General features: G+C 60.5%; 11 protein-coding genes. 8 read left to right on the forward strand and 3 right to left on the reverse strand.

Annotated features, from left to right (window positions below):
• Positions 1-10: 10 nt before the first annotated feature.
• From J2858_RS19385 to J2858_RS19415, 7 genes are all read left to right on the forward strand, one after another.
• A complete protein-coding gene (locus tag J2858_RS19385) occupies positions 11-973 on the forward strand; it encodes an ABC transporter permease (RefSeq protein WP_210106495.1) in 963 nt (320 codons plus the stop codon).
• On the forward strand, positions 970-1,812 hold the full coding sequence (locus tag J2858_RS19390; RefSeq protein WP_210106496.1) for an ABC transporter permease: 843 nt from the start codon (positions 970-972) through the stop codon (positions 1,810-1,812). Before J2858_RS19385 ends, J2858_RS19390 begins: the two co-directional genes overlap by 4 nt.
• Entirely contained in the window at positions 1,809-3,593 is a 1,785-nt protein-coding gene (locus J2858_RS19395; protein ID WP_210106497.1) for an ABC transporter ATP-binding protein, read from the forward strand. Before J2858_RS19390 ends, J2858_RS19395 begins: the two co-directional genes overlap by 4 nt.
• Positions 3,571-4,602, forward strand: coding sequence for a serine hydrolase domain-containing protein (locus J2858_RS19400; RefSeq protein WP_245366726.1), 1,032 nt, complete (start codon positions 3,571-3,573; stop codon positions 4,600-4,602). Before J2858_RS19395 ends, J2858_RS19400 begins: the two co-directional genes overlap by 23 nt.
• A gap of 12 nt (positions 4,603-4,614) precedes the next feature.
• A complete protein-coding gene (locus tag J2858_RS19405; protein WP_210106498.1) occupies positions 4,615-5,730 on the forward strand; it encodes an anhydro-N-acetylmuramic acid kinase in 1,116 nt (371 codons plus the stop codon).
• A 396-nt stretch (positions 5,731-6,126) separates the two neighbouring features.
• Positions 6,127-7,899 (forward strand): ABC transporter ATP-binding protein, encoded by a 1,773-nt coding sequence (locus J2858_RS19410; RefSeq protein WP_210106499.1) that lies wholly within the window; start codon positions 6,127-6,129, stop codon positions 7,897-7,899.
• 205 nt (positions 7,900-8,104) lie between these two features.
• Complete coding sequence (locus J2858_RS19415) at positions 8,105-9,160, forward strand: rhamnan synthesis F family protein (RefSeq protein WP_210106500.1); 1,056 nt, start codon at positions 8,105-8,107, stop codon at positions 9,158-9,160.
• Between the two features lie 179 nt (positions 9,161-9,339).
• Here J2858_RS19415 and J2858_RS19420 read toward each other — a convergent pair whose 3' ends face one another.
• From J2858_RS19420 to J2858_RS19430, 3 genes are read right to left on the reverse strand one after another with little or no spacing between them, the layout of a single operon-like run.
• On the reverse strand, positions 9,340-9,720 hold the full coding sequence (locus tag J2858_RS19420; RefSeq protein WP_210106501.1) for an acyltransferase family protein: 381 nt from the start codon (positions 9,718-9,720) through the stop codon (positions 9,340-9,342).
• Positions 9,721-9,768: 48 nt separating this feature from the next.
• Positions 9,769-10,704: a glycosyltransferase gene (locus tag J2858_RS19425; protein WP_210106502.1), complete on the reverse strand. Its 936-nt coding sequence runs from the start codon at positions 10,702-10,704 to the stop codon at positions 9,769-9,771.
• 11 nt (positions 10,705-10,715) lie between these two features.
• Positions 10,716-11,759 carry a glycosyltransferase family 4 protein gene (locus tag J2858_RS19430; RefSeq protein ID WP_210106503.1) on the reverse strand — a complete coding sequence of 348 codons (1,044 nt, stop codon included), beginning with the start codon at positions 11,757-11,759 and terminating at the stop codon, positions 10,716-10,718.
• Positions 11,760-11,828: 69 nt separating this feature from the next.
• Here J2858_RS19430 and J2858_RS19435 point away from each other — a divergent pair, with 69 nt between their 5' ends.
• Entirely contained in the window at positions 11,829-12,542 is a 714-nt protein-coding gene (locus J2858_RS19435; protein WP_210106504.1) for a class I SAM-dependent methyltransferase, read from the forward strand.
• Positions 12,543-12,564: the final 22 nt, after the last annotated feature.

Here is a 12,564-nt window from a genome sequence, read left to right on the forward strand (position 1 = left end):
GCGGAAGAGCATGAATTACCTGATCCGGCGCCTCGTCACCTTTCCACTGGTGATGTTCGGCGTCTCCGTTCTGGTCTTCGTGGCGATCCGCCTCGTACCGGGCGATTCCATCACGGCGATGCTCGGCACGGAGGCCGGGCTTCTGACGCCTGAGCAGCGCCAGTCGCTCGCGGTCTATTTCGGCCTCGATCAGGGCTGGTTTTCCCAGTACTGGCGCTGGCTGAGCGGCGTGTTCTCCGGCAATCTCGGTATCTCCGTCACCTATGGCAAGCCGGTCCTTGACGTCATTCTGGAGCGATTTCCGCTGACGCTCGAGCTTGCCGTTCTTGCCATGGTGATTGCCCTCGGCATCGGGCTGCCGCTTGGCGTCTTTGCCGCCACCCGCAACGAAAAACGCTCCGATCTTGCCGTGCGCATCTTTGCCATGATCGGGCAATCCACGCCGAGCTTCGTCATCGGTCTCCTGATCATCTTCGCGCTGTCGGCCGGTTTCGGCATCCTGCCGGCAATGGGGCAGTTCGTGCCGTTCCTCGAAGATCCGCTCGGCAACCTCTCACAGCTCATTCTTCCGGCCATGACGCTCGGCCTGTCGTTTACCGCCTCCGTCACCCGCATTTCCCGCTCTGCCGTTCTTGATGTGCTGGGGGATGATTATGTGCGCACCGCCCGTGCCAAGGGCGCGCCGAAGGCCCGGGTGATCTGGCGCCATGCGCTTCCCAATGCGCTGATCCCGGTCGTGACGCTGAGCGGCGTCGAATTCGGCTATCTTCTGGGTGGCGCCGTGCTGGTCGAGCAGATCTTTGCGCTGCCCGGTCTTGGCCGGCTGGTGCTCGATGCCATCCTCCAGCGCGATTATGCACTGGTGCAGGGAAGCGTGCTGTTCGTGGCGCTGAATTTCATGATCGTCAACCTGCTGGTCGATCTGACCTATGTGATGCTCGATCCGCGCATCCGGCTCGGAGGACGCGCATGAAGGCCTTCTTTCAAAGCCTGCTGCGCCATCCGAGCGGACGTATCGGCGCAGCCATCGTGCTCCTCTATATCATCGTGGCGCTTCTCTCGCAGGCGGGATTGACCCCTTACGATCCGCTGAAACAATTCCGCATCGAACGCCTGCAGGGCGCAACGCTTGCCCACTGGATGGGCACCGACATGTTCGGCCGCGACGTGCTGAGCCGTCTGATGATCGGCATCGGCCAATCCTTTCTCGTTGCCTTTTCCTCCGTCGGGCTGGCAGCCGTGATCGGCACGCTGCTTGGCCTCACCGCCGCCTGGTTCGGCCATCTCTGGGATGGACTGGTGATGCGTCTCATGGATGTGCTTCTGGCCTTCCCCGCCATACTTCTGGCGCTGCTGTTCATTGCCGTCGTCGGCCCCGGCACGTTTACGAGCATTCTCGCCATCGCCTTCGTCTACACGCCGATCTTCACCCGCGTCGTGCGGGGTCCCGCGCTTTCCATCAAGACACGCGATTTCGTCGATGCGGCACGCAGTTTCGGCAGTTCCACCTCTTACATCCTCACCCGCCACCTGATGCTGAACCTCGTCGCACCGCTCACCGTCCAGGTGACGCTGGCGCTTGCCTGGTCGCTGCTGACGGAATCGGGCTTGAGCTTCCTCGGGCTTGGCACCCAGCCGCCCAACTCCTCGCTCGGCCTGATGCTGGCCGACAGCGTCAATCTCATGGAAATGGCGCCCTGGCTGCTGATCTTCCCGGCGCTTGCCGTGATGCTCGGCATTCTCGGTTTCAATCTTCTGGGCGATGCGCTGCGCGATATTCTCGATCCGCGCATGCGAAGGGTTGTGGCATGAGCAAGCTTCTCTCCGTCTCGGGCCTCAAGGTCGGCTTCGGCCGCGGTGATGCGCTGCGCCCGGTCGTGCATGGGGTGGATTTCGACCTGGCGGCCGGCGAAACGCTCGCCATCGTCGGGGAAAGCGGCTCGGGCAAATCGGTGACGGCGCTGTCGATCAACCGACTGGTCGATTATGGCGGCGGGCGGATTCTCGACGGGCGAATGGACTTTCTGACCGCCGGCGGCGCGGTGATCAATCTCGCCACGGCCAGCGACCGGCGTATGGAAAAGATCCGCGGCGGCGAGATCGGCATGATCTTTCAGGAGCCGATGACCTCGCTCAACCCGGTGCTGACCATCGGCGAACAGATCAGCGAAGCCTTCCGGCTGCAGCGGGGGCTGACCGGGCAGGCAGCGCGGGCCGCAACCCTTGAAGCGCTCGAGCGCGTGCGCATTGCCGATGCCGCGCGCCGCCTCGGCTACTATCCGCACCAGCTTTCCGGCGGCATGTTGCAGCGGGTGATGATTGCAATGGCGCTGGCCACCAATCCACGCCTGCTGATCGCCGACGAGCCGACCACGGCGCTCGATGTGAGTGTCCAGGCGCAGATCATGGCGCTTCTGGCCGAATTGCGCCGCGAAACCGGCACGGGCCTGATCTTCATCACCCACGACATGGGTCTGGTCGCGGGCATCGCCGACCGTGTGATGGTGATGAAGGAGGGACAGGTGGTGGAGCAGGGCCCGCTCGACCGCATTCTCGACCATCCGGACCATCCGTATACGCAGCATCTCTTGAAGGCCGTGCCGCATTTTTCCGGCGGCCGCCATGTGCGCCGCGACCACCGCCGTGCGTCTGCAGGGGAAACGACACCGACGCTCAAGGTGGAAGGCATGACGGTGCGCTTTCCCGCCACCGCCGGCCTGCTGCGCCGCTCCATCGGTGCCATCCATGCGGTGGAAAGCGTCGATTTCGACGTGATGCCGGGCGAGACGCTTGCCATCGTCGGCGAAAGCGGATCGGGCAAATCCACCACGGCACGGGCGCTTCTCGGCCTCGTCAAGCCAAGCCGCGGCACCTTTTCGGTGCTGGACGAGCGCCCCGCCAACCGGCGCAAGCCCGTGCAAATGGTGTTCCAGAACCCCTATGCCTCGCTCAACCCGCGGCTTGACGTGGAAAGCCTGCTGGCGGAGCCGGTGCTTGCCTCTGGCGAACGGGTGGATGCGGCGGTGCGCGCCCGCATGGCAGCCCTTCTCGAACGGGTCGGATTGCCTGCCAACAGCATCCGGCGCTATGCGCACGAATTTTCCGGCGGCCAGCGGCAGCGCCTGTGCATTGCCCGCGCGCTGATGGTCAATCCCGCCGTTCTGGTGCTCGACGAGGCGGTTTCGGCGCTGGATGTCTCCGTACAGGCAAAAGTGCTCGATCTCCTCATCGACCTGCAGAACGAGATGAAGCTCGCCTATCTTTTCGTGTCGCACGACATGGCGGTGGTGGAGCGCATCGCGCACCGGGTGGCCGTGCTTTACGCCGGCCGGATTGTGGAAATCGGCGCCGCTCAGGCCGTTCTGTCCTCGCCGCAGCATGCCTATACCCGCCGCCTGATCGCGGCCGTCCCCACCATGGAGCGCCGGCGCGAGATTTTTGAGCTGGACACCGCCACCATTCCGACGCTTCTTCGGCCACCGGGCTACGAGCCGCCGCAAGACCATTGGCGGGTCTGCGGTGAGGATCATCAGGTGCGAATCGAAGGCGACCCGTATAAGGACCAGAACCATGTCGCAGATGCCCGCCGGTAGGACCGAAGCGCTCGAGCAGCCGTTCGAGGCAGCGTTTGCTCTTCTCGACCAGTCGATCGGGAGCGGACGCATTCCAGGCGGCGTGCTTGGTATCCATGACCTGCAGCATGGCCGCATGACGCGTACCACAGGTCTTGCCCAGAAGGTCGGCGGCGAGCGGATCATGACCGTGGACACGTGGTTCGATCTGGCGTCCATCTCGAAAGTCGCCTTCACCGTGCCCCGCATTCTGGCCCTTGCATCTGAGGGGCGTCTCGATCTCGATGCGCCGGTCACTTCGGTTATTCCGGATTTTCGCCAATATGCGCCGGACTGCTGGGAGCGTGCCGTCACCTTTCGCCAGTGCCTCGGGCACCAGACGCCGTTTCCCGCTGTTGAGCCCATCTATACCTACGGCGACGACCCAGAGCGCCTGCGCGCCTTCGTGCTGCAGCGGGAATGGCGCAAGGGTCCACCGGTCTATTCCGACATCAACTATATCCTGCTGGGCATCGCGCTGGAGCGGATCGAGGGAAAAACCATCCGTGCCATGGAGGCCGGCCCCGGTTTTGCCTTTTCTGCCCCTCCCGAAAAGGCTGCCGCCACCGAGCATTGCATGTGGCGCGGACGGGTTCTCTGCGGCGAGGTGCATGACGAAAACTGTGCGGCCCTGCAGGGCTCCGGCCATGCCGGCCTGTTCGGGACGGTGGATGCGGTCCTGGATTTTGGCATGCGCCTTCTGGAAAAGGATGCGGCGGGCGACCCGGATGTGCGCCTCATGCGCACGCCGCTGTCGGATAAACGCACCCATGGCTGGGAACGGCCCTATGAGGGCTGGTCGGGCGGGAGCCTTTGCAATGGCTCCGTCATCGGGCATACCGGCTTTACCGGCACCGGCCTCTGGATCGATTTCGACCGCGGTCGCGCCTGGACGCTGTTGACGAACCGTGTTCATCCGAGCCGTCATGCCGACAGCGGCATTTTTGCCTTGCGCGCCGACGTGGGCGATGCAGTCAACACAGCAGTCTGAGGGAGACGAAACATGCAGCCGATCTGGGCCGTGGGCTTGATGACGGGAACCGTGCTGGACGGCAATATCGACGTCGCCCTCCTCAAGACAGACGGCGAGACGATCGAGCAATTCGGGCTCTATACGCTCGCCCCCTACGACCGTGCGGTGCGCGATCTCCTGGAGGAAACGCTGAAGGAAGCCCGCCGCTGGAATTTCGAGGGGCCGGAGCCCGAAATTTTTGCGACCGCCGAAGAGGCGCTGACCCGGGCGCAGTCGGATGCCGTGCGGGCGCTGGTGGAAGAGGCCGGCCTTTCGAGGGACGAGATCGGTGTCGTCGGTTTTCACGGCCAGACGGTTCTGCACCGGGCGCCACAGCCCGGCCGCATCGGCGCCACGCGCCAGCTGGGTGACGGCGCACTGATGGCAAGCCTGCTCGGCGTCAAGGTGGCCTATGATTTCAGAAGCGCCGACGTGGCAACCGGCGGGCAGGGCGCACCGCTTGCCGCCGTCTATCATGCCGCCCTGCTGAAGCGGGCGGGGGAGGAGGGGGAGGCCGCCATCCTCAATCTCGGCGGCGTCGCCAATATCACCTGGAGCGATGGCAAGGGCCGGCTGGTTGCCTTCGATACCGGACCGGCCAATGCGCCGATCAACGATTTCGTCAAATCCCATGGCCTCGGCGAGATGGACCGCGACGGCAAACTGGCGCGGCAGGGCCAGGTGGACGAGGCGCGCCTTCAGCGTCTCCTGGAACACCCCTATCTGCGCGCAGCCTATCCGAAATCCCTCGACCGCTTCGATTTCGGCGCGGCCATGGCCGACGGCCTCAATGCCGCGGATGGCGCAGCAACCCTCACCGCCTTTACGGCAAGCGCTGTCGGCCGGGGGCTCGATCTCTTGCCGCAGCGTCCCGCCAAAGTGTTCGTCAGCGGTGGCGGCCGGCACAATCCGGTGCTGATGGAAATGCTGGGTGCGCGCGCCCAGGTGGACGTCCTGCCGGCTGAAACACTCGGCTGGCGCGGCGATGCGGTGGAGGCAGAATGTTTCGCCTTCCTCGCCGTTCGCGTGCTGCGCGGCCTGCCGATCAGCTTCCCAAGCACGACCGGCGCACCGCACCCCATGACCGGCGGCCGGCTGGCCGGCTAACGTCAGGTTTCGCATGGGACGCGAGCGGTGATGGCGCACAGCCATTCCAGACGCTCCCCGACATGGTCATCGGCCACACTCTGGGCCGGTGGCGACGTTGCCGTCAGATCCCGTATCCCGACTTCTCACGCCCCCTGCGTGTTACAGACTACTTCACCCATGCATCCTGCATGCAACGATTAGGGGCACGACAGACTGCGCACTTTCTGCAGAAGTGGAAACAATCTTCTTCTAATGTATTGCGGGACTTGAGGACACCATCGCAAGCCTCCGTTCTAAGGATCCATTTGATCTCTTCTGTGGCATATCGCTTGCATTTGAACGCGGCGAAGTCCACTACCCCATCGAAAAGGTGTCCTGCTATCAAGCCACCCTTTGAGTTCGGGAAGACCATTGATGCTAGAAAAGTTCGTCAACAGAGCCCAGCGGAAAATATTGACGCGGCTTCTTGCGGAAAATTTTGCGAGCCAGGGCCCGTGGTACGGCATAGCGATTGTGGCAATGATCGTCGTAGCCTGCATGACCTCGGCCAGCGCCTGGGTCATGCGCGACATCGTCAATGCCTCTGTCGTCTCGAAAGACATTGACCGGGTTTTCTTCGTCTCCGGCCTTGTCGCGCTCATCTTTACCGTGAAGGGCGTTGCAACCTACATCCAGTCCATTTTTCTCAGCAAAGCCGGCAATAATATCATTGCCAGAACGCAAACGCGGCTGTTCAACCACGTTCTCAAGCAAGGCATCGATTTTTACGCGAAATACACGTCCTCGGACCTCCTGATGCGCATCACGAGCAATGCGCAGGCGGCAAGAGCGGTAATCGATCTTGTCGTGACCTCGTTTGTCCGAGACGCGCTTTCGCTGATTGGTCTCGTGGCCGTCATGGTCGTGCAGCAACCGCTACTGTCTCTCATTGCCGCTGTCATCGGGCCATGTTCGATCCTGGGTGTGCGGGTCCTCACCAAGAAGGTCCGCAAGATCATGGAGCAAGAACTGGCCTCGCTCGGCATGATCATCCAAAACGTCCAGGAGACCGCGACCGGCATAAAGGTGGTCAAATCCTTCGGCCTTGAAGCCTATATGCGCGAGCGGATGGAAAAATACGTCCGGGATGTGGAAACGCGCGCCAATAGCATTGCCAAACTGGAAGCCGCCTCAAGCCCTGTCATGGAAACCCTCTCGGGTTTTGCGATTGCAGGCGTGGTTGCGATCAGCGGCATCTGGGTGCTGCAGGAAGGAAATACGCCCGGGGAACTGATGTCCTTCATCACGGCTCTGCTGCTTGCCTACGAGCCCGCCAAACGGCTTGCGCGGATGCGCATCAGCCTGGAGTCCGGCATAATCGGGGTGCGCATGATGTATGAACTGGCTGATCACCCGATTGATCTGAAAGAACGCGATGACGCGATCGACCTGCCGCCCGGCCAGGGCGAGGTAAGGCTGCAGAAGGTCGGTTTTTCCTACAGCCCTGGATATCCGTTGTTTGATCAACTGGATCTGGCGTTTCCAGCCGGCAGGACCACGGCACTGGTCGGGGCGTCCGGCGGCGGCAAATCATCGATCATCAATCTCATCATGCGCCTCTATGATCCGGAGCAAGGTTCCGTCTCGATAGACGGGGTGGACCTCCGGCAGGTTACCTTTAGATCCTTGCGAGCACGGATGGCTTACGTAGGCCAGGATACATTCCTGTTCAGCGGAACGATCAGACATAACATCGCCCTCGGCCGCGAGGGTGCCACCGAAGACGAGATCATCGATGCAGCCAAGGCCGCCAATGCCCATGACTTCATCATGCGGCTTCCAAACGGCTATGACAGCCAGGTCGGCGAGAACGGCGGCAATCTTTCGGGCGGCCAAAAGCAACGCATTACCATCGCCCGGGCCATGTTGCGCAAGGCAGATATCCTGATCCTGGACGAAGCAACCAGTGCGCTTGACTCCGAATCCGAGGTTCTGATCCAAGAGGCCCTGTTTCGCCTGACACGCGGCAAGACGACGATCATGATCGCGCACAGGCTTTCCAGCATCGCCGTAGCAGACAACATCGTTGTGATGGATGCGGGCCGTGTTCTGGAGCAAGGAACGCCAAACGAATTGCTTTCCCACGACGGCGCATTTCGCCGCCTCTACGAATTACAGATCCTGCCGCCGGCAGAAGCGGTAGCGTAATGTCTGCCACGGCAAAAGATGCGCTAACAATACGTATCAGCGCCATGCAATTTATCTATACTGCAACTTTTTAATGCTTATAATAAACTCGACATCGTTGATGCCTTATATTATAAAATAATTCTGTATTCATAGAAATTTATCGAACTTTTTCGATATGCGCATGCCGCTTTGGAAGATTAAAAGAGAAATATATAGGATCTGGATGCAGATTAGCCAGATCCCCTGGCTACTGGGATCGCGACTGGTGAGATCCTTGTTCGACAGAGCCTCGAGCAGTTACATCAAGATCGACCAAGGCACCTGCGCGCTTTATCAGAATGTTGCAATTCTTCTCATTTACCAGCCGCAGGGCGTCCAGGCCTCCACGTTTCATACGTTGCGTCACCTGATCCGAAACGGCTTCACGCCGATCGTCGTTTCCAATACCCCGTTAAGCCGCGAGGATCACGCGGCGCTCAGACAAAACGCCTATTGCGTAATACAGCGCCCCAATTACGGGTATGATTTTGGCGGCTACAGACAGGGGGTCCTGTTCCTCGCCGAAAAGGGCATTGAACCTGAAAATCTGCTGATCCTGAACGACAGCATCTGGTTTCCTCTCTCGCAAGAGTGCCAGTTTCTGAAAGAAGTGGAAGAGCAGGATTACGACCTCTACGGCCTGGTGACGAACAACCGTGCCACCGACGAGAAACGACATCACGTTCAGTCCTATATGTTCAGTTTCAAGAAGCGATTGATCAAATCCGCCTGTTTTCATGAATTCTGGACCAATCTGTTCCTGTCGAACAACAAGCATGCGGTCATCCAGCAATGCGAGATCAAAATGACCTATCATTTCAGATCACGCGGGTTTTCGGTGGGGTCAAAATTCAGGACGGAGGACGTGTATCACGCAATGCTGCGCCTTCCGGTAGACGACATCAAGACGATCCTCCGCTATCAAAAAACCGTCGATCCTAAGCGGGCAGGGGTGATAAGCCGCTTTGAAATGTTCGAGGACTTGAATGATTTCAGGCCCTTGCTGGAGGGGCGACTGCTCGGGAAATATTTCCTGATTGCCCATCCGCTGGTTTTGATCAAGTCACTGCGGTGCCCTGTCATGAAGAAAGACAAGCAGTCTATCTATCAATTGCAGCGCAAGGCTGTTTTTGACGAAAGGCTGGATCTTGAACTGGCAGAGGTGATCCGTCACGAAATGCTGATGCGCGATCACAAAGAGGTACGTTTCCAACCGACGATATCCCATCACAGAGCATAGCCTCGCCGCTCGGGAACGAAACGGACCCGATGTCCTGCGCCCGGCGAAAGCTCCGGCGGCGCAGAAGAGAGAATTCCATAATGCGGATTATGCCTGACATCGTCCGGGCTGGGGCAGATTCCATTTTCAAATGCAGCGAGGACAGTGCTGGCCATATGCATGACCCGATTTCCCGCAGCCTAACGCGGCCCCAGCGCTGTAGCGTTTCCGTAATGGTTTTCGACAACTCTCTTTGACCAGGCCATGGTGGGCTTTTCCACCCAATGATAGATGCCTGCCGCCAGGGCAAGTGTGCCGACTGCCAGCGCCGGCAGTTCAATCCAGGCGTTGGCGTGCCCGTAGCGGGCAGTTGCGGAGATCAGTGGCTGGTGAGCGAGGTAGATGGCAAAGGAGATATTGCCCAGCCACACCATGATCGGGCGCGAGAGCAGATACGAGAGGGCGCCATTTTGCTGGCTGAAGATTGCAATTGCTACGCAGAACGCCGGTGCGAAGTAGTTGGCTCTCAACCACTCTGAGACGACAGGATACAGCGGAGCGCATAAGTGTGCTCCATCCATGCCGGTGTCATCCACACTCCCCCGACAATGGCCAGGGTCGCAAAGACCTCAAGGCCCGTCGTCGTCTGGACAGGCCGCCATTTTGCGAACCGGAGCATCACTTCGCAGGCGAAGGCGCCGAGCGCAAATTCGCCGAAGCGCGCGATCGGATTGATATATCCGAGGCCCACGGCGTTGCCGGGAATGGTTGGATCGAAGAGCCAATAGATTGCGACGACGAGATAGGCGGCAATGGCGGCATACACGGCCGCCAGTGTCGCCAGCGGCCGCAAGAAAAGACCCACGGTCAGCAGCGGGAATGCGACGTAGTAGGATAACTCCGCGCTGATCGACCAGGACGTGGCATTCCAGCCGAAAGGTTTCCGCAACCGGCTTATGGGCCACACCTTCCGAGATGGTCCAGGCATTCCAATGCCAATCCTCGTGGCCAAACGCCAGTTCCAGATCGTTGCGCCGGAACGGAAAGCGGCGATAGAGGTCCGTTCGCGCGAAGCTGAGCGCATCCCAATAGTTCATCCAGTCCAGATAGGCCTTATCGCAAAGGGGACTTTCGGAATCGACGTGCCAGAACAGGTGCCGGTCGTTGCCGAAACGCAGGAGGCAGGCAGGGTGATGCACGGCATCCGGCCGCGCCTTGGCCTGATCGTAAGCGGCAGCAAGCCAGTTTTCCGACCAGAGGTCGTCACCATCGAGCAGGGCGACAAAGTCGCCGGTCGCCATCTCGATGCCTCTGTTGCGTGCCTGCCCCGGATCTCCCTCACTGGTCGTCAGATAGTGGGCATTCCCGCCGAAAACCTCGGCAACGACTGCTCCCGTCAGACTGTCGGCACGGTCCAGCACGACAATTGTCTGACACCGAAGCCCAGCCGCTTCAGCGACCGCGATCGCCTGTTGTGCACTTTTCCCAGAAGGACCCGCCAGCAACCCCTCCTGGTGCGCAGTCATGACGACAGAGATATCAATCTGATCGGACGAGCGTTTCAAGGGCAATTCCTTTAGATGGATCCGAGTTCTTCGATATATGTTTGCATGGTGTGGCGGTTGCGAACACGTTCCTGCAGCGCTCTTGCACGCGTTACGCGTTCGCCTGGATCCGCAAGCATGGACCGGACGGCGCGCACGGCGCCCTCGACGCCATCGGTCTCCTGGAAGCTCCACCCTGTCGTTTCATCGATCAGTTCCGTCACGCCGCCAACTGCGCTCGCCGCAATCGGCATACCCAGTGCGCCGAGTTCGATCAGGATCGTCGGCAACCCATCCCATGCCGACGTGTAGAGCCAGCCGTCACAGTCGGTCAGCGGAAGCTCGTCATAGCGTGCGAAAGGCGGGTTCAAGGTCAGATTGGCGGGAAGGCTGCTCAGATCCGGCGGCGCATCAAGAACCGCCTTGCCCCAGCAGCGAAAATCGATGTCGGGCATGGCACGTGCCACGGCGATGGCGAGATCGAACCGCTTCTGCCGGTCCAGCCGTCCGCCCCAAAAGATGCAGGGACGGTGCGTGGGCGGCCTATCGACTTGCCGTTGAGCAACCGGCGTCGTCGCAACGTCAAGCTGGGTGGGCGTATAGAGCGTCTTTACCTTCGCCGTTTCGCTTGCGGGAATTGCCAGGCGGTCGATGAGGGTCCGTGCGAGGTATTTGGTGTCGATCAGGGCTGCGGTCAGACAGGGGAATATGTTGGCAAAAAACCAGACAGGATAACCGACCTCGTTCCCCTGCTCCGTTCGATCGGCGCAGAAGTAGTAAGCATAAAGCCGAAACTGGATCGACAGGCGTTTTCCGTAGCTGGCGAAGGTTTCGAACGCACGGCGGCTGTTGACGTTGAAAATTCGCGGTGCGCCGATCTCGCACAGGATAACGTAGAGCGCCCGCCGCGGGTTTGCGACGGCACCAAGCGTCTCTGAAATATCAACGGTCGCGATCGTGTCGGGATACCAATGGGGTCTGTCCCAATGGGCGTCATCGGTCCGCAGAATGAGAACACGCTCCTGCCTCGCAAGAGCCTTTGAAAGGACAGCGGCCACGAGGTCTGCGCCGCCCATCCGGCCTGCCGGCATCAGCACGACCGAATCGTAAGGGCCGGGCGGGATCGCGTCGGTGGCACGCCGGGCATGACGCCTCCATCCCTGTTGCATCTATTCCCGCATGCAAAAGCTGGCAATCCCTGGGCGGTGGACTGGCCCTATCTGCGCAAGGAAGTGCCGCATATATGGCGTTCGGATGCGCGGCACACGGGCTATGTCACAGGCAACGCGTCAGTCGAAGAGGCGGCATGCCTCTATTCATTCGCCTGCCAATTCTCGGGCAGACGGGGACTTGAGATCGGCACGCACTATGGATGGACAGCCGCGCATTTGCTGGCGGCCGGGCTACGCCTTGATTGCATAGACCCGGCCATAGAAGATCCACAACGGCGACAGGACATTATCGAGGTTCTCGACAAGGTTCCAGGCTCCGTCGGGTACCGGCTCTGGGATGGCTTCTCGCCGCAATGCGTCGACGCCGTTCGCGCAGGTGCGCCCGAGCCGTGGTCATTTGTCTTCATCGACGGAAATCACGACGGCGATGCACCGCGCGAGGATGCGCGCGCTGTACTGCCGCATCTTGCACCAGATGCGATGGTCGTGTTCCATGATCTGATTTCACCGCATGTCGAGGCAGGTCTTGCGGTCTTTCGGGACGCCGGATTTGACACATGCCTCATCAATACGATGCAGGTGCTCGGCGTGGCCTGGCGCGGCAAGGTTGATCCGCCGGTTCACATCCAGGATCAAAACGTCCCGAACTTGTTCCTATCGCATCTCGACAAATACCGGCGCGGCTAAGCCTGTCGAGGATAAAGTGCAA

It is taken from the genome of Neorhizobium galegae, assembly GCF_017877135.1.
In the GTDB taxonomy this organism is placed as follows: Bacteria; Pseudomonadota; Alphaproteobacteria; order Rhizobiales; family Rhizobiaceae; genus Neorhizobium; species Neorhizobium galegae_A.